Source organism: Deltaproteobacteria bacterium (assembly GCA_028818775.1).
GTDB lineage: Bacteria > Desulfobacterota > Binatia > UBA9968 > JAJDTQ01 > JAJDTQ01.
Map to the genome: position 1 here is coordinate 20,128 of JAPPNE010000153.1, position 16,831 is coordinate 36,958.

Consider the following 16,831-nt stretch of genomic DNA (forward strand, 5'->3'; position numbering starts at 1 on the left):
ACATGACGCCGGTCAACGCCCCCCGGGAGACATCGCGGACTCGCCTGATGAAGCGGGAACAGGATGTCAAGCGGTTGATCGACCTCGGCAGGGAGCGGGGCTACCTGACCTACGATCAGGTGAGCGACATGCTGCCGGCGGACACCGTCTCCCCCGAGCAGCTTGACGACGTCATGTCCATTTTCGGCGAGATGGACATCGAGGTGGTGGATCCGAACTCGCGTATGGCGTTGACCGGACAGGCGGAGGACGCCCCCGACGACGAGCCCGAGGAGGGGGAGGTCGAGTTCGACGGCGGAGAGGCGGACGTGGCCGGCAAGACCGGCGATCCGGTGCGCATGTACCTGCGCGAGATGGGCAACGTGTCGCTGCTCAGCCGGGACGGAGAGGTGGAGATCGCCAAGCGGATCGAGGAAGGCGAGGGGGTGGTGGCGGACCATGCGCTTTCCTGTGCCGTCGCGATCCAGCACGTGCTCGATCTCGGAGAGAGGCTCGAGGTGGGCGAGGTCCGCGTGCACGAAGTGATCAAGGGCGTGGAAGCCGAGGGTGACGTCACCGAGGAGGAGGTGCACTGTCAGCACCTGCTCGAAGAGATCGCCAAGCTGCGCCACGCCGCGGGAGAATACGACGCCGTGCGGCAGAAGCTGCGCAAGCGCAATGCGGCGGCCGCACGGGAGGAGATGGAGCGGCAGTCGAGCCGGTGCCGCACGAAGATTGTCAAGCGGCTCAAGGCGTTGGGGCTCAACCGACTCCAGATCGACGCGATGGTGGAGAGGCTCAAGGGGGAGCTGCACCGCATCGAGTCCGGCAAGGCCCGGCTGGAGCGGTACGAAAGGGAGACCGGGAAGAGCCCCAGGGAGATCCTCGAGGTGGCGGCGGGCGACGACGGCAAGGACAATTGGCGGAAGACCGTGGGGACGTTCAGGATGAGCCTGAAGGCCTTCAGCGACATGCAGGAAGGCATTCGCCAGGCCATCGAGGACGTGGAAGGGACGCAGCAGCGCCTGGAGATGTCCGAGGAGGAGCTCCGCCGGCGGGTGGAGTCGATCCACGAGGGCGAGGTGCGCGCGGACGAGGCCAAGAAGCAGTTGATCGAAGCCAACCTGCGGTTGGTGGTGAGCATCGCCAAGAAGTACACCAACCGCGGCCTCCAGTTTCTCGACCTTATCCAGGAAGGCAACATCGGTCTCATGAAGGCGGTGGAGAAGTTCGAGTACCAGCGCGGGTACAAGTTCTCCACCTATGCCACGTGGTGGATCCGCCAGGCCATCACCCGGGCCATTGCCGATCAGGCGCGCACCATCCGCATCCCGGTGCACATGATCGAGACCATCAACAAGCTCATCCGCACGTCCCGCTACCTCGTGCAGGAGATCGGCCGGGAGCCCACTCCGGAGGAGATCGCCGCCAAGATGGAGATCCCGCTGGAGAAGGTGCGCAAGGTGCTGAAGATCGCCAAGGAGCCCATCTCGCTTGAAACCCCGGTGGGCGAGGACGAGGACAGCCACCTTTGCGACTTCATCGAGGACAAGCGCGTGGCGACCCCGTCCGACGCGGTCTCGAGCCTGAACCTCGAGGAGCAGACCCGCAAGGTGCTGGCCACGCTGACGCCGCGCGAGGAGCAGGTCCTGCGGCTGCGTTTCGGCATCGGCGAGAAGTCCGACCACACGCTGGAGGAGGTCGGGCACAAGTTCGCGGTGACGCGCGAACGCATCCGCCAGATCGAGGCCAAGGCCTTGCGCAAGCTCCGCCATCCTAGTAGAAGCAAGAGGCTCAAGAGTTTCATGGAGGGGTAGGAAGCGCCCAGCCATGGGGCGTCGGCGGGCTACTTCCTTCCGCGCGCGATTCGTTCGGCGCGCCAGTCATTTCCGGGCCCATAGCTCAGTTGGTTAGAGCCACCGGCTCATAACCGGTAGGTCCCTGGTTCGAATCCAGGTGGGCCCACTCATCCCGTCCGGGTCCGAGCCTGATTCAGAACGCACCGGGACGGCCGGCAAGGGAGGTACCGTCCATGGCCGAGAATATCACCGCGGGCATCGACAACTGTGTCGCGTCGTGCGCCAGGGTCGAGCGCGGCCAAAGCGTCTACATCGTCACCGAGGAGGGAGTCGCCGACGCGGCGGTGGTGGAGGCGTTGACCGAGTCGGCGCGGGACCGGGGCGGGGACGTCCACGTGGTGAACGGCCCGGCCATCCCCAAGGACCGGCCCGAGGAGATTCCGGCTGCCGTGCTGGACGCCTACGGGCGCGCGGACGTGCTGTTCGCGCACTACCCCTCGCTCAAGCGCGAGGAGCTGCACCATCATTTCCCCGGAGAGGCGCGCGTGCGAGTGCCCAACCGCGCACGTACCGTCGCCCTCATGTCCTCGGACTGGGCGGCATTTCCCTACTCGGTGCAGCGGGTCCTCGCCAACACCCTCGACGCGCTGTCGGCGCCGGGCAAGTCATGGCGCATCACCAGCCCCAACGGCACGGACGTGCGGGGAACCTTCGGCGCGCGCGAGAGCACGGTGGCGCAGGCCTACTTCGTCGAGGACGAGGGCGGCCGGGCGCGCCGCAACTTTCCCGGCGGCGTGCACAGCCCGGTGGTGGCCGTGGCCACCGAGGGCGTCATCGTCGCCGACCACATCGCGAAGTTCGGCGGCATGCCGGAATCCGTGCGCCTGGAGCTGAAGGACGGACGCGTGGTCTCGCTGGAGGGCGGCGACCCGTCGATGCACGCCAGGTTGAACGCCACGGACGGCTTCATCGACTCGTGGCACGCCGGCGTCAATCCCAAGACCATCGTGCCGACGGCCCGCGCCGACAACCCCGTGGAATGGTACAGCTACTCCCACTGCAGCCCGACCATCGTGCACTTCCACGTGGGCCGCTCCCACGATCCCGTGGACGTCGCCTGCTTCGACCAGACCATCGAGATCGACGGCCGCACCGTCTACGACGAGGGCAAGCTGACCATCTGGGACGAGCCCGAGGTGGAGGCCGCCATCAATGCCGCCCGAATGGCCGACTCCATGATGGTGAACACACCGATGACGACGGACTGACGCTCACCCTTCCCCCAGGTAGAGCTTCCTGGCGTTGTCCCGCGTGATCTTGCGCACCACCGCCGCGTCCATGCCGGCCATGTCCTGCTCGACGGTCTGATGCGACAGCGGCCACACGGAGTCGCCGTGGGGATAGTCCGAGGCCCACAGCACCGTGTCCTCTCCCATCACGTCCAGCAGCCTCAAGCCCACCGGGTCCTCCTGGAACGTCGCGTACATCTGCCGCTGGTAGTATTCGGACGGCTTCATCCTGAGCGCGCCGGCGCCGGTGGGGCGCATGCGCGGCCGGATGTCGAACTCCTGGTCCATTTTCTGCAGGATGTACGGGATCCAGCCCAGGGAGCTTTCCCCCAGCACGGCCCTGAACTTGGGGTGCCGCGCCAGCACGCCGGAAAGCACCAGCGACGCCAGCACCTCGTCGAGCTGCGCCGCCACCACCGTGATGCGGATCAGGTCGACGCCGCGTCCCGGCGGGATGTTGGTGCGGCCGGTGCTCCAGAAGCCCGCGCCCTGGTGGAACGAGATCGGCAGCCCGGTATCCTCCGCCGCGCTCCACAGCGGCTCCCAGGCCTCGTCCCAAACCCGTTTGGCGGCGTCGAAGGCCTGGAACTGCACCCCCTTGAGCCCCAGCCGGGCGCAGTGGTGCAGCTCCTCCACCGCCGCCTCCACCCCCTGGACCGGGAGAAACCCCAGCCCGATGAGCCGCTCGGGGGCGGCGCCGCAGAACTCCGCGATCCACTGGTTGTACGCACGCAGGCTCACGGAATTCAGCTCGGGTTCCTCCAACTGAAATCCCGAGATCAACCCGCCGTACATGACCTGGCACTCCACCCCGTCCCGGTCCATGTCCTCGAGCCGCAGCTCCGGCGTCGTCGGCCGCCACCGCCCCGGCTCCTGCGTTACCGGCGTGGTGGCTTTGCCGAACCGGATGCTCGTGTAGTTGTCGTAGCGGTAGGGGACGCCGAAGAGCTTGCCGTCCGCCTCCCAGTGCCACTCCTCCGCGCTCTCCACCAGCCGCGGCACCCGGTCCCGGAACTTCCGCGGCACCCGCGCCGTCCACAGATCGCCCGGCAGGTAGGGCAGGTCCACGTGGTCGTCGGCGGAAAACAGTTTCCAGTCGGGCATGGTGGCCTCCGTTCTTCGAGCTTGGTCCCGACAGGTGTCGGAAACCGTGGTTTGCCGCGGTCAGGTTCCGCCGAGCCTCACGAGCAGCGGGTCGGGAATGCCCGCCTCGGCGAACCCCTTGGCCCGCAGGACACAACTGTCGCACGAGCCGCAGGGGACATTCCCGCCCTTGTAGCAGCTCCAGGTGTGCTCCAGCGGGGCTCCCAGCCGGATCCCGAGCGCGGCTATCTCGGCTTTCGAGAGATCGATGATCGGAGTTTCGACCCTGATCGGCACCGCGTACTCCGTCCACAGCTTGCTACCCAGATCCAGCGTGCGCCTTGTGGCCTCGTAGAACTCGGGGCGGCAGTCGGGGTAGCCGCTGTAGTCGAGCGCGTTGGGGGCCATGTACACGGAAGCCTCCACGTCGGATGCGGCCACGCCCTCCACCTCGATGGCGTACAGCACCCGACTCTCCAGCCAGGCCGCGGCAAGCGACAGGAAGATGGTATTCCGCATGGGCACGTAGGTGATCGGGATTCCGTGTCCCATCTCCCCGGCGGCGCGCCCGAACGGTACCGGGAAGCGGTCGGGGCTGATCAAGGCGGAGTACCAGGCGACATCGGATAGAAAGGAGATGTCCAGGAGCCGGTGCTCGATGTCCAGCATGCCGGCGATCCGCACCGCGCAGTCGACCTCCTTCGAGTGACTCTGGCCGTAGCGGAACGTGATCGCCGACATGTTGTCGACACGGCCCTTGGCATAGGCCGCTACCGTGGTGGAGTCCAGTCCTCCGGAGAGAAGAGTGACACCATAACTGGGCATGGAAGACTTATAGCAGATCGCCGGGCACCCATCTCAACGGGTTACAATGCATCAGCCGCCCCGAAACGTCATTCCCGCGAAAGCATCGCCCCGATCGGGGTCGAGGGCATGCTTTCGCAAGAATGACGGAACCGATGTGGCGATGGCCCTGACATTGCTCCCGCGCTGGCCGGGTGGTAGCCTCGGCAACCGGACAGAACCGACGGACCCATCCCGCGCCCTGCGCACAAACAAGGGAGGCATCATGGTCATCGACATACACCGGCATTTCTGGCGCGGGAACCAGCGCTACTACGACGCGGAGGCCTCCGCGGAAGCCGCCGCGCCCGCGCCGCCCGATTGGGAAGAGACGACGCGGGAACTGGTCGAGGAGATGGACGCCTCCGGCGTGGACGTATCCGCGATGCTGGTGGCGGACTACGGCGACCGCCTGGGCACGCCGCATTTCACCATCGACCAGGAGAACTGGATCCTGGCCCAGGCCCAGGCGCGCCACCCGGAGCGCATCGTCGCCTTCTACGGCATCGATCCGCGCCGCCCCGGAGCACCCGAGAAGTTCGAGCGCGCCATCCAGGAGTGGGGCATGGGCGGCATCAAGCTGCACGCCACCGCCGGCTACTTCCCGCACGACCGGGCCTGCTACCCCATCTACGAGATCTGCATCAAGCACGACGTGCCCGTGCTGCATCACTCCGGCGAGCGCTTCCACCCACTGCTGTACAGCCGCTTCACCCATCCGCTGGAGTTCGACCAAGTGGCCGTCGACTTCCCGCGTCTCAAGATGATCCTGGGCCACGCCGGCGGCCAATGGTGGGCCGACTGCGCCACCATCGCACGCGTCCACGACAACGTGGTGGTGGACCTGTCCGAGTGGCAGACCAAGCTCCGCGACAGACCCGAGGAAACCCTCGCAGCTCTCGACCACATGCGCAACTTCCTGGGCACCGAACGCATCCTCTGGGGCACCGACTTCCCGCACATGCGCCAGCACATGTCCCTCAAGGACACCGTGGACATCTACCGCCGCCTCCCCTCCCTCGCCCACGAGCACGGCTACGGGTTCACCGACGGCGAGGCCGAGGCGATGTTGGGCGGGAACGCCGCGAGGGTGCTGGAAAAGGGGGCGTGAACGTATGCCTCGATCCACCAAGACCTTGACATTCTCGCTCTCTCCGGTAATGGCCGACAGGGTCGACCAAGTAGAACGACTCGCGACAAATTCGCGAAGCACTCGATGGTTGTGTGCGAGTCCTCGCGGAACATGATTTGAAGGGTTGCGAAAATAGGGTGCGAGAATTGAAGGTCGACCTTGAGTCGACGGGCAGCGCAAGGTTCTGGCGGTAACCCGTGGCCCATGCGCAGACAGCTCTTGACGTCCGTGTTTCAACGGAACCCCCGGATAGTTCGTGGACGTGGCAGATCAACCCGAACGCAGTCCGCTTCGGGTTTAGGGAGGGCGGTAGGTACCGGATACGGAGGCCGGGCGAAGGCTACCGACTGTTGATAGACGATGAAGCCATCGAAACCGATGGTGACGAGTGGGTTTGGAGTCCAGACTTCTACGCCGGTCAAGTGCGCGCTGAGTTGCTTGGACCCGACGACCGTGTTCGAGCGCAATACCTTTTGGATGTATCTCCCCACCCAGGTAAGGTGGGCCGCGATATGTTTCAGAAGATGCTCGATCAGATCCAGAAGTTCGATCCGAGGCTGGTCTTGGGCACGGAACCGGCTAGTCTTTCCATAGGACACGAAGCGGAAATCGAAGACGATTGGCTCGAATATGCGCGACTGCGAGGCCATGGTGAAGGCTTCGTGCATGCGCTGTCGGCGATAGCGCGTCATCCGTTGAGATCTATGAACGGTGGTGTTTCGTCCGACTAGGCGACGCGGTTCAGTCGCTCAAGCCCGGATACGACTGGTCGATTTCACGAAAACACAAGTCAGGCGCGAAGGTGGCATTAACGGGCTCGACAGGAGGAACGGCGCGCATCGAGCTGTTGCTGCAGCCACCGTTTCCTGCGGGTGACCACAATTCGAATGCAGGCTTCCGCTCGATTTCACGCAGGCGGGAACCCGATATCGTATTGACGCGGATGGATCCCGAGCATCCGCCAAAATGGTCCATTTTCGATGCGAAGTACCGAACACAACGGACCCATGTCCTCGAAGCCATGGCCTCGGCGCACATTTACAGAGATGCGTTGCGTTGGCGCGAGACGGATTCCGAGGAGATTCGATCGTTGCTCTGCGAAGACTTTGACGAGGTTTCCGAATCCTCTGCGAAGGTGACGATATAGCCGCTGTTGTCATGGTGTAGTCTTTGTGTTGCTTCGGCTGGAGATGGGTGGCGGCAGCCTGTCCCTAGCCAAACGTGGAGCCCACATTGCCTGAGAAAACTGCGCTCGATCCGGAGTGGAAGAGACCGCGGCACTCAGCGCAACTCGGGGTAGCCTTGGGCGGCGGCGAGGCGTTGGAACTCGATGATCCGGTCATACGCGGAACGGGGAAGGATCTCCACGCCGCCGATGAACACGGCGGCACCGGCGACGCGGACTTCAGGCTCTTCGAAGGCCTCCATAAGTGCATTCTGCAACCGCCGGATCCGATCCGGAGCGGTCCCGGCCCGCGTCACGAAGGGAATACCGGGGGCGCTCGCCGTGTAGCAGAGCTGGCGGGTCCCTTGGAGCAGGGAAGGGCGATAACGCTCGAGGTGGGCATACGTGACACAGTCGATGGCGGCGATATCAGCGTCTCCCCGCGCCACCGTAGCGACGCTCGCCGGGTGCGAACCGCTGGTGACGATACGCGAGAAAAAGCGGCCCCGCAGGTTGAGCGGGGCTACCAGCGCCCGCAGCGCGTTTGCCCCGGAGTGGGATTCGAGGCTGTTGACCACGCATACCGTGTCGCGCAGGTCTGACATCTCGGTGGCGGGCGAATCCTCGGCGACTAGGACTACGCTCGAATAGTCGCAACCGTCGCAGCCCGGCGCTTGGTAGATCGGCGTGGCCACCAAGGCGAGTGTCCCGGTGTAGCAGCCGACGAGATCGGCCCCGCAGCACTGGCTTAGCAGCAGCCCCGGATCCGTCCAGAGTTCGTGAACGCCCCAGGATCGATTGAGAGCTGCGGGAACCCCTTCCATCCCCGCCCTTCCCAGCTTCTGAGCGACACTTGCCCAGAGGACATCGTGGACGCCGCGCACCTCCTCGAAGTCGTACATGGGGAAGCTCGCCGACAGCATCATCGGGCGCGTTCGCAATCGGTGCTTGGATTCGTCGGGAGGCAATAAAACGGTCTCATGAAGGGGGGAATCGGCGGTCGCCACCTAACCTATACCTGCCCGCGATCCTCGACATCAAGAGGAGCACCGTGCCGCCAGCGAAATCGTCCAGATGTCAGCGTGGATCGCAGGCGGCACGGTGCTTGTTTTGCCGCCTCCCGGCGTCCGTGGTAGCCTGCGTCTGCGATTGTGTTTCCGAACGCCAAGGAGGTTCCCATGACCATCGAGCTCAATCACACGATCGTGCCCGTTCGTGACAAAGAGGAGTCGGCCCGTTTCTGGGAGAAGATTTTCGGGTTTGAGCACCAGAAGCCGCTGGGTAACTTCCAGCCGATCCATATTTCCTCCCAGTCCTTGTCGCTGGATCTGGACGACCGCAAGGAGGTGGAGCACCACCACTATGCCTTCAAGGTCAGCGAGCCGGAGTTCGACGAGATCTTCGGACGCATCAAGGCGGCGGGGCTGGAGTACGGCAGCGGCCCCAGGAGTTCCACCGACATGAAGACCAACACCTGGAACGGCGGGCGCGGCGTCTATTTCCGGGACCCTAACGGACACCTGCTGGAGTTGCTCACGCAGGACTACGCGTGAACCGATTTCCGGGTTTGGGTTGGGAAAGAGCCCGCCACGCCTACCAGCCCGGCGGTTTGGTGATGGTGCCTTGCGCATCCGAGAGGGTGTCTGGAAATAGACTGGCGCGCAATGGCCCCTCGCGTAACGGCCGGTACCAAGAGGCCGCGCTGTGCAGCTCGAAGCTCCGCCTACGGCTCGGGTCGAAGACCCCGACCTCCTTCGCCAACCTTGTTCGCGCCATTCGGATGGGAAGCTGCAAGTCGGAGTCGTTGGAGATAACGACGGCCGTTTCGTACTCGTCTTCAAAGCCGTCAAGCAGCAGGTATGAGGCTAGATTGACGTCCGACCCTTTTTCCTCGGTGTCGAGTATCTCGACGGTACGCGGGCCGGTCCGAGGTGGTTGAGCCAATGGCCTCCGCTTGGTCTTCGCAAGGAGATGTCCGTAGTGGATCGTCAGGTCGGGGATGGTTTTCAAAGCGCGAAGGTACGCCTGTTGTCGTTGCGCTTGAGTGGGGTCACTGGGCCGGTTAGCGACGATCGCGGTGAAGTAGCGTATCCGCGCTATGTCGTGCCGGGACAGGAGAAACCCCGCCAGCTTTCCGATGTCCAGCCAACGGTAAGGCGTACCGCGCAAGGCACGATAGTAGAGATTAAAGCCGTCAATATAGACGTTGGTACGGATAGGACCATCCCAAAAAAGCCAAGGCTGCCTTGCGGCAGCCTTGCGCCCTGCCGCCGAAGCGAGCAGGGGGTGTATGAGGTCAACGTACTCGATACAGTTGCCGGCTGTCAAGCAGCGCGGATGTGGCAAGTTGAGAGGATCGCCCGTCCTACGGCCGCGCCGGCTCCGGTAGCGGGGCGTCGTCGGAGCGGATGGCGATGTAGATGAGCAGGGCGGACGACAGGAGGATCAGGCTCATGATCTGCATGAAGCCGTCGTAGCTGCCGTAAATGTCGAAGTAGACGCCGGCCAGAAAGGGGCCGCTGGCGGAGCCGACTTGGTGCACGATGAAGCTCAGGCCCATGATGAGTCCGGCGAGGCGCGGCCCCACCATCTCGAAGAACATGACGTTCTGGATCGCGATGGTGCCGAAGGTCGGCCCCATGGCCAGCGCCACCACCAGGTAGAACGTCAGCGGGTCCGACATGTCCAGGGACATGAGCAGAGTGCCGACGCCGCGGCAGACGTAGGTGAGGGCCAGCATCTGGGCGCGGCCGTAGCGGTCGGACAGCCAGCCGAAGGTCACCGCGGACACGGCGGCGGCTATGCCGAAAACGGACACGGCGATGGCTCCGGTGGCGTGGTCGAAGTCCTTGCTCAGCGCGATGCCCACCAGGTGCACGCTCTGGAACAGGGCCATGCCGCACGAGAAACGCGCCAGGAACTGCAGGATCATCGAGCGGTCGCGCAGGTAGGGCAGGCAGCTCGCCCAGCTCGCGCGTTCCCGCTTCCTCGTGGAGGAGCGATCGGGATCGCGCGCGCCGACCCATCCGAACGGAAGGGCCACGCCCAGGAGCAGCGCCCCGCACGCGAACGCGGCCACGCGCCAGTCGTAGCTCCCGATGAGGAAATACAGCAGCGGCGCCAGGAAGAACGGGCTCAGGGGCGACGCGGTCTGCACGATGCTCACCACGAAGCCGCGTTTCTCGGCTTCATAGTGTTTGGACACCAAGAGCGAGATGATCACCAGCCCGCAGGCGCCCTTGGCCATGCCGGTCATGATGCCGAAGGTCAGGCATAGCTGCCACAGGTTCTGCGACAGGCCCATGCCGATGAAGCCCCCGGCCATGAGGAGCACGCCGCCGAGAATCACCGGGCGGGTGCCGAGGTCGTCCGCCATCTTGCCGAACAGCACCCCGCCGATGCCCCAGCCCAGCATGGCGAACACGTAGGGGATGGTGGCCACCGAACGCGACCAGCCGAAGGTGTCCTCGATGGGCGTGAGGAACAGGCTGAACGCGTTCATGCTGATGGACGTGATCACCACGACCGCGGCGGAGAAGACGACGATGAGGGCGCGCGGGATTCGCATGGGTCACTCGAGGTACCCGCGCTCCCGATAGAACCGCGCGGCGCCGGGATGGAGAGGCACGTCATAGGGCGCCTCTTCGTCGTTGGCGCAGAGCTGCGCGATGTTCAGGGGCTTGAAGTTGTCCGTGGGGATGGTCTTGCGCCGCAGCTCCAGGGCCTCGCACAGGGCGTAGGCGACCTCGTCGGGCATGTCCTTTCGCACCACCATGGGCCAGCCGCTGAAGTCGACGGTGGTGACGTCCTCGGTCATGCCCTTGAAGTGGGTCCTGGGCAACAGCGCCTCGCGGTACCCCATGGCCTTGAGCCGGCGCAGCACCGCGCCGTCGATGGAGAGGTAGCGGAAGCCGTTGTCCACGGCGGTCTGCCCCCAGCTCTTGATGCCTTCGTCGAACACCGCGTTGACGGCGCCGTTTTCGATGGCCGTGCGCCGGTCCGGATGGCTCGGACGGGTCACCGACTGGATCCTGCCGCCCCACTTGCGGATGTCCGCGACGCTCAGGCCCGCGGCCTGGAGCACCGACGCCACGGTGTACGCCACCGGCGTGTCCACCAGGCTGCGCTTGCCCGTGGGACCGGTGGAAAGGCGCAGCGGAATGCGCTCTTTCGCGATCTGCCTGAGCGAGGTGATGCCGGTGGACTCGTGCACGGCGAAGCCCATGACGTCCCAGGACGGGAACACCGCGATGGTGCGCAGCGGCATGCGCCCTTCGAGCGGCCCCTTGCCCTTGTACGCCAGGGTCACCGACGCCGACGGATTGATCCACGCCATGGAGATCTTGCCGTCGGCGAGCATCTTGAGCTCGCGGAAACTGTCCGCCGCGAACGAAAGCGAGACGCAGTCGTCCTGGCTGCCCCGCGGCAAGAGCGACAACTGGAGGTAGTAGCCGAGCCGGGCGTCGGTCTGGAGCACGCCTTCCGCCGCCCGGCGGGTCTGGTGCGAGAGGGAGGTTTCGTACAGGCCCGAAGCCAGCTCGAGCATGCCCTTTACCCGTTGCACAGCCGCGTTGTAGCGCCGCTTGGTGGCCATGAGAGGAGGTCTCCCGTTGTTTCGACAGGGCGAACGGCGCCGCCCGCGCGGTTCGGACGCCGGTTCTAAAGGCCGTACAGCGCCTTGGGGTTGTGGTACAGGATGTTGTCCTTCCGCTCCTGGCTGATGTCGTCCATCTTCTTCAGGTCGAGGATGGCGTCCATCTCGCTGGACGGGTCGGTGTGGCCGTAGTCGGTGCCGATGACCAGGTTGCCCTCGCCCGAGTACTTGAGCACGTAAGGGATGTCGTCGTTGGTCTGGCAGGTGACGTAGATGCCGTACTCGGCGAACAGGTCCTTGGGGAACTCGCGTCCGGCCGCCTGGTAGCGGTTCTCGCTTTCCAGGTAGATCCACGGCACCCACTGGGAGGAGGCTTCGATGAAGCCCCACCGGAGTTTCGGGAACACCTGGGGAATCTCGCTCATGACGAGGCCCAGGCACGAGGTGACCGTGGGCGCCCGGAACATGGCGAAGCGGCCCGCCGTGGTCGGACGGTAGGTGTCGCAGTTGCCGGGATTGCCGTTGGCGATGTGCACGGCGACGGCCATGTCCAGGTCGCTGGCCGCCTGGTAGACGGGGTAGAAGTACGGGTCGCACATGTCCCGGTCCCCCTCCAGCGGCCTCATGCACACCGCCACCGCGCCGTCTTCCTGGGCCTGCTTCATCTGCGCTACCGCTTCGTCCAGGGCCAGCACCGGCACCACGCACGACCAGCGCAGCCGGCCCTGGCTCTGCCGGTAGATGTCGCCGAGCCAGCGGTTCCAGCTCCGGCACAGCGCGACTTCCACGTCCGGCTTGGTCGTGATCTGTTCGATCCAGAAAGTGTTGTGCAGCACCTGGACATCGACCCCGAGCTTTTCCATGTGGTCGAGCCGAAGCTGCACGTCGTCCAGCTCGCGCGCGGCCTGCGGCGACTCGACGTTCCGTCCGAACTGGTCCGACAGGTCCCTCAGTTGCTGCTCGCTGTAGGTCGGAAAGCGGAACCCGCGGATCTTCTCGTCGATGACCCAGTACTGGAGCGTGGGCTCCTGGGGCGAGGAGAACAGCGACGGGCGGTACTTCTCCTCCGACGGTTCCAGGTAATCCCACGTGTGCTCCGTCTCGATCACGTGGGCGTCCGCATCGATAACGGGGAGGCTCTCCTGGCTGGACATGGCGTGTCTCCTTGATACGCGGCCCGAGAGGTTCCGGGCCGGCAGGTTTTTCGGGCGAACCGCGCGGCGGCGGCCGGCACTCAACCGTCAAATTCGACCAAGAGCGGGCGTTTGTCAACCGGCCTAGTGCAGGTTGGCGCCGCCGTTCACGAGAATGGCCTGGCCGGTGACGAAGGCGCTCAGGTCGGACAATAGGTAGAGCGCGGTGCCCACCACGTCCTCCGGCTTCTCGATGCGCTGCAGGATGCGCTTGGACGCCGAGCGCTCGTAGTCCTCGAGGGCGGCCTCCGTGGGCTCCGGCTCGCTGGCCGTGGAGCCCGGCGCCAGGGTGTTCACGCGGATGTTGTCGGGACCCAGCTCGCGCGCCAGCACCCGCGTGAAGCCCACGACGGCGGCCTTGGACACGACGTAGTGCATCATGCCGGCGCCGCCGTTGTAGGCCATGTTGGAGGCGATGTTGACGATGCTGCCCTGTCCGCGCTCCTGCATGGCGGGGACCACCGCGCGGCTGCACAGCCACAGTCCCTTCACGTTGACCGCCATCACCCGGTCCCATTCCTCCTCGCGGATGTCCTGGAAACCCGAGCGCGTCACCGGCACGCTCATGAAGATCGCGGCGTTGTTGACGAGTCCGTCGATCCTGCCGAACTGTTCCAGGGCTGCCTGGGCCATGGCCTGGCAGCTTCCGAAGTCGGCCACGTCCGTCTGCACGCCCAGGGCCTGGCCGCCGCTCCCGGCCACCTCCCGGGCCACGGACCGGGCGCCCTCCCCGTCGATGTCGGCGGCTACGGGTACGCCGCCCTCGCGCGCGATGCCCAGGCAATACGCCCTGCCGATGCCGTTGCCTCCGCCCGTCACGACTACGACTTTCTGATCCAACAGACCCATGATCGGTCCTTTCTTTCCCGGCCGCGCGTTGTCCGCGGCAGGTTGCAACTGTTCACTACGCCAACGCTACGATCCAGCACAGCACCACCGCCCCCGCCGCCGCCACACCGATCCTGAGCTGAACCGTCGTGGTTTCCGGCCGCTCCACGAAGAGGGCCGCGCAGATCCCCGCGCCCGCGCCGGCGCCGAAGCCCCAGAAGTGCGCCCACAGGTCCACGCGCGGTCCGCCGGTGCCGAGCATGGCGAGAATGGCTACCCCCGCGGCCAAAGGTATCCAGGCGCGGCGTCCCTGCATCCCGAGGCGCTGGCGCTCGACGACGCCGATGGCGCCGAGCAGGCCCAGGGCGCCGAACACCGCGGTCGAGGCGCCCACGGAGTGGTGGTCGAAGCCGTGAAACCAAGCGTTGAAGAGGTTGCCCAGCGCCCCCACCGCCAGCACCATGGCCGCGCCGAACCCGGGTCCCAGGGAACGGCACACCGCGGTCAGGAAGAAGACAAGAGCGACCGCGTTGGAGGCTACGTGGGGGAAATCGCCGTGCAGGGTAAGGGCGGTGACCGTGCGCCACAGTTGGCCGCGCAGGATCCAGTCGGCCGACGCGTTGCCGTGCTCGACCCAGCGCACGGATTCCTGAGTCCAGGCGGCGAGGAAAAAGAACGCCAGGAGTCCCGCCGCGACGCCGAGCCCCGTGTAGAACGGAGCGCGACCGGGCCACGGGCGGTCTTCTTCCGCCTCCGTGGCGCGGTTTTCGCTCTCGTACGCCCACAGCTCCGTGGCGGCCCGCTCCAGGTGCTGGGACGGCACCGAGATGATCCATCCGCTGGACGTGTGCAACAGCCGAGGCGCCAGCCCCTCGGCTTCCAGCACCAACGCCCACTCCTCGGCGCGGCGGTGGTCGCGCGTCCTGCGTACGATGATTTCCCTTCCTGCGAGCGTCATGGGCGGCGAGTCTGCCTTGTGTGGTTCGTCCATGTTCTCAAATATCGGAGACGGATAACGGCTTCAACAGTCGGTTGCCGCCTCAACGGTACGTGATGAGCGCGATGCCGGTGACAATGAGCAGCGCGCCGGCGGCGACGCGGGCGTTGATGGTCTCCAGGTCCCGAAGGAACAGCGCGCTGAAGAGCACGATGAAGAGCGGGTTCGTGTTGATGAGCGGCACCACCACGGACACGTCGCCCTCGGCCAGGGCGATGTAGCCCAGCAGTTGCGCGGTGGCCGAGACCACGGCGGCGGTGCCGTAGAACGGCAGGCACTTCCGGTCGCCCCGGAGGGTGTGCAACTGCCCCGTCGCCACGAGGCTCAATGAGAACACCACCAGCGACGTGGTGATGGTGACCGCCGTGGCGACATAGGGGTTGGGCATGATCAGGAGCCCGGTCTTGCGGAAGTTCTGCGAGATGGCCGTGAGGAAGGCCGCGCCCAGCGGATACGCCAGGTGAATTGCCTTCCACTCGCTCTCTCCCTCCCGTCGGCTCGAGGTGAGCCAGACCCCGACGACGCTCAGCAACGACCCCAGGTAGACGCCGGCGTCGGGCCGTTCGCCGAGAAACGAGAAGGCGATGGCGATGGCGAACAGCGGCGTCACGCTGCGCACCGGGCCGGCGCGCGACGCGCCCAGGCGGACGATGCCGGTGTAGTGGAGGAAGCGGACGATGGCCGGCTGAATCAGCCCGCTGATGATGAAGTACCAGGTGCCTCGGGTGTAGAGCAGACTTAGCGGAAGGAAGAGCCAGATGGCGCTCCACAGCACCACCGTGCTCAGCACGAAGCCCATGAGCGCGGCGAGCACGACGCTGGCGTAGCGCGCGCCGCGGCGCACCAGGATCGCCTCGGAACCCCAGGCCACCGCCGCGCTCAGGGCTAGTAGCTCGGCGCCCAGACTTACTCCAGCACGAGCGGCGTGTCGTCGCGGTTGGCCCACTCGGCCATGGAGCCGTCGTAGTTGCGTGCCCGTTCGTAACCCAGCAGTGTCAGGACAAAGACTCCGTGCGCCGCACGGATGCCGCCCTGTCAATACGTGACCACTTCACGATCGGGTGGAACCCCCGCCTGCTCCAGCAGGCTGCGCAGCTCGCCGGCCTCCTTGAAGGTCCGGTAGGGCTTGTCGTGGACGAAGTTGAGCCACTCCAGGTGCACGGCCCCGGGTATGCGGCCGGCGCGCTTGTTGCCGCGGTTGTTGGCCCCCGTCCACTCGCCGTCCGAGCGCACGTCGAGGAACACCACGTCCGGGTTGCCCACGGCGGCGGTGCCGTAGTCCACGGTGCACACCAGGTCCGGATTGGCCTTGGGAGTGAAGGTGGCCGCGTCCGGCCTGGGCACGTCCAGGGTCGCCGGACGGCCCTCGTCGAACCACTTCTGCCAGCCGCCGTTGAGCACCGTCACCTTGGTGTGGCCGTAGTAGTTCAGCACCCACCACAGGCGCGCCGCCCACAGCGAACCGTTGCTGTCGTAGGCCACGACATGCGTCTCGTCGCCGATGCCCAGGCTCTCCATGACCTCCCTGGCCGTGTCCGGAGGCGCTACCAGCGGGTACTTGCGCGGGTCCGTGGGGTATTCCGGCTGCTTGATGTAGTGGTGCACGCGGATGCCCGCCGCGCCCTTGATGTGCGCCCGGCGGTAGACGTCGTAGGGGTCGCAGTCGACGATGCGGATGTCCGGGTCGTCGAGATGCTGCTCCAGCCAATCCGTCTCCGTCAACAGGTCCGGGCGCGCATAGCCTGCCTGTGCCATGAGTCCACCTCCCGTTCTGCCGGTTCCGGCGCATCGGCTCCCGTAACCAAGTCGCGAGCCAGCCGGACCGACGTGTCGAATCTGTACCAAATGAAATGACGGCGCGCGAGAGCCGCCGGGTTGAACTTTCGACGCGTCCTGGGCGAGAATGATTCCGGGCGGCGAGCCGGGCCT

The 16,831-nt window shown here is 65.7% G+C and carries 17 protein-coding genes and 1 tRNA gene; 7 read left to right on the forward strand and 11 right to left on the reverse strand.

All coding sequences use genetic code 11. The features are described from left to right. The first annotated feature begins 2 nt into the window (after positions 1-2). From rpoD to OXU42_16530, 3 genes are all read left to right on the forward strand, one after another. Positions 3-1,796 carry an RNA polymerase sigma factor RpoD gene (gene rpoD, locus OXU42_16520; protein MDE0030993.1) on the forward strand — a complete coding sequence of 598 codons (1,794 nt, stop codon included), beginning with the start codon at positions 3-5 and terminating at the stop codon, positions 1,794-1,796. Between the two features lie 74 nt (positions 1,797-1,870). Next, a tRNA-Ile gene (locus OXU42_16525) sits at positions 1,871-1,944 on the forward strand. Positions 1,945-2,011: 67 nt separating this feature from the next. Then, complete coding sequence (locus OXU42_16530) at positions 2,012-3,046, forward strand: hypothetical protein (protein ID MDE0030994.1); 1,035 nt, start codon at positions 2,012-2,014, stop codon at positions 3,044-3,046. 3 nt (positions 3,047-3,049) lie between these two features. Here OXU42_16530 and OXU42_16535 read toward each other — a convergent pair whose 3' ends face one another. Both OXU42_16535 and queC read right to left on the reverse strand, forming a co-directional pair. Beyond that, positions 3,050-4,171 carry an amidohydrolase family protein gene (locus OXU42_16535; protein ID MDE0030995.1) on the reverse strand — a complete coding sequence of 374 codons (1,122 nt, stop codon included), beginning with the start codon at positions 4,169-4,171 and terminating at the stop codon, positions 3,050-3,052. A gap of 60 nt (positions 4,172-4,231) precedes the next feature. Beyond that, positions 4,232-4,975, reverse strand: a complete 744-nt coding sequence (gene queC / locus OXU42_16540; GenBank protein ID MDE0030996.1) for a 7-cyano-7-deazaguanine synthase QueC — start codon at positions 4,973-4,975, stop codon at positions 4,232-4,234. Between the two features lie 244 nt (positions 4,976-5,219). On the opposite strand from queC, the gene OXU42_16545 reads away from it, so the two are divergent. The 3 genes from OXU42_16545 (at position 5,220) to OXU42_16555 (ending at position 7,272) form a co-directional block, all read left to right on the forward strand. Further along, positions 5,220-6,104, forward strand: coding sequence for an amidohydrolase family protein (locus OXU42_16545; protein ID MDE0030997.1), 885 nt, complete (start codon positions 5,220-5,222; stop codon positions 6,102-6,104). 371 nt (positions 6,105-6,475) lie between these two features. Next, positions 6,476-6,856: a hypothetical protein gene (locus OXU42_16550; protein ID MDE0030998.1), complete on the forward strand. Its 381-nt coding sequence runs from the start codon at positions 6,476-6,478 to the stop codon at positions 6,854-6,856. Next, the gene (locus OXU42_16555) at positions 6,826-7,272 is read left to right on the forward strand and encodes a nuclease domain-containing protein (GenBank protein ID MDE0030999.1); all 447 of its coding nucleotides are present in this window, start codon (positions 6,826-6,828) and stop codon (positions 7,270-7,272) included. Before OXU42_16550 ends, OXU42_16555 begins: the two co-directional genes overlap by 31 nt. Before the next feature lie 134 nt (positions 7,273-7,406). Here OXU42_16555 and OXU42_16560 read toward each other — a convergent pair whose 3' ends face one another. Then, entirely contained in the window at positions 7,407-8,297 is an 891-nt protein-coding gene (locus OXU42_16560) for a PhnD/SsuA/transferrin family substrate-binding protein (protein MDE0031000.1), read from the reverse strand. A gap of 171 nt (positions 8,298-8,468) precedes the next feature. On the opposite strand from OXU42_16560, the gene OXU42_16565 reads away from it, so the two are divergent. Further along, positions 8,469-8,843, forward strand: coding sequence for a VOC family protein (locus OXU42_16565; GenBank protein MDE0031001.1), 375 nt, complete (start codon positions 8,469-8,471; stop codon positions 8,841-8,843). A 40-nt stretch (positions 8,844-8,883) separates the two neighbouring features. Here the strand turns inward: OXU42_16565 and OXU42_16570 are convergent, their stop codons facing one another. From OXU42_16570 to OXU42_16605, 8 genes are all read right to left on the reverse strand, one after another. Then, complete coding sequence (locus OXU42_16570; protein MDE0031002.1) at positions 8,884-9,618, reverse strand: NYN domain-containing protein; 735 nt, start codon at positions 9,616-9,618, stop codon at positions 8,884-8,886. Between the two features lie 37 nt (positions 9,619-9,655). Beyond that, positions 9,656-10,858 (reverse strand): MFS transporter, encoded by a 1,203-nt coding sequence (locus OXU42_16575; protein MDE0031003.1) that lies wholly within the window; start codon positions 10,856-10,858, stop codon positions 9,656-9,658. A gap of 3 nt (positions 10,859-10,861) precedes the next feature. Beyond that, on the reverse strand, positions 10,862-11,884 hold the full coding sequence (locus OXU42_16580) for a hypothetical protein (GenBank protein MDE0031004.1): 1,023 nt from the start codon (positions 11,882-11,884) through the stop codon (positions 10,862-10,864). 65 nt (positions 11,885-11,949) lie between these two features. Next, positions 11,950-13,038, reverse strand: coding sequence for an amidohydrolase family protein (locus tag OXU42_16585; GenBank protein ID MDE0031005.1), 1,089 nt, complete (start codon positions 13,036-13,038; stop codon positions 11,950-11,952). Positions 13,039-13,161: 123 nt separating this feature from the next. Beyond that, positions 13,162-13,926: an SDR family oxidoreductase gene (locus tag OXU42_16590; protein MDE0031006.1), complete on the reverse strand. Its 765-nt coding sequence runs from the start codon at positions 13,924-13,926 to the stop codon at positions 13,162-13,164. Positions 13,927-13,981: 55 nt separating this feature from the next. Next, complete coding sequence (locus OXU42_16595; protein MDE0031007.1) at positions 13,982-14,863, reverse strand: rhomboid family intramembrane serine protease; 882 nt, start codon at positions 14,861-14,863, stop codon at positions 13,982-13,984. Positions 14,864-14,945: 82 nt separating this feature from the next. Then, positions 14,946-15,848, reverse strand: coding sequence for a DMT family transporter (locus OXU42_16600; GenBank protein MDE0031008.1), 903 nt, complete (start codon positions 15,846-15,848; stop codon positions 14,946-14,948). Then, on the reverse strand, positions 15,809-16,657 hold the full coding sequence (locus OXU42_16605) for a sulfurtransferase (GenBank protein MDE0031009.1): 849 nt from the start codon (positions 16,655-16,657) through the stop codon (positions 15,809-15,811). The genes OXU42_16600 and OXU42_16605 overlap by 40 nt, the downstream gene beginning before the upstream one ends. Between the last annotated feature and the right edge of the window lie 174 nt (positions 16,658-16,831).

Coding starts and splice junctions, on each gene's coding strand:
- OXU42_16590 (MDE0031006.1), bottom strand. CDS start 13,926: ATGGGTCTGTTGGATCAGAAAGTCGTAGTCGTGACGGGCGGAGGCAAC.
- OXU42_16585 (MDE0031005.1), bottom strand. CDS start 13,038: ATGTCCAGCCAGGAGAGCCTCCCCGTTATCGATGCGGACGCCCACGTG.
- OXU42_16535 (MDE0030995.1), bottom strand. CDS start 4,171: ATGCCCGACTGGAAACTGTTTTCCGCCGACGACCACGTGGACCTGCCC.
- OXU42_16545 (MDE0030997.1), top strand. CDS start 5,220: ATGGTCATCGACATACACCGGCATTTCTGGCGCGGGAACCAGCGCTAC.
- OXU42_16595 (MDE0031007.1), bottom strand. CDS start 14,863: ATGACGCTCGCAGGAAGGGAAATCATCGTACGCAGGACGCGCGACCAC.
- OXU42_16565 (MDE0031001.1), top strand. CDS start 8,469: ATGACCATCGAGCTCAATCACACGATCGTGCCCGTTCGTGACAAAGAG.
- OXU42_16530 (MDE0030994.1), top strand. CDS start 2,012: ATGGCCGAGAATATCACCGCGGGCATCGACAACTGTGTCGCGTCGTGC.
- OXU42_16580 (MDE0031004.1), bottom strand. CDS start 11,884: ATGGCCACCAAGCGGCGCTACAACGCGGCTGTGCAACGGGTAAAGGGC.
- queC (MDE0030996.1), bottom strand. CDS start 4,975: ATGCCCAGTTATGGTGTCACTCTTCTCTCCGGAGGACTGGACTCCACC.
- OXU42_16575 (MDE0031003.1), bottom strand. CDS start 10,858: ATGCGAATCCCGCGCGCCCTCATCGTCGTCTTCTCCGCCGCGGTCGTG.
- rpoD (MDE0030993.1), top strand. CDS start 3: ATGACGCCGGTCAACGCCCCCCGGGAGACATCGCGGACTCGCCTGATG.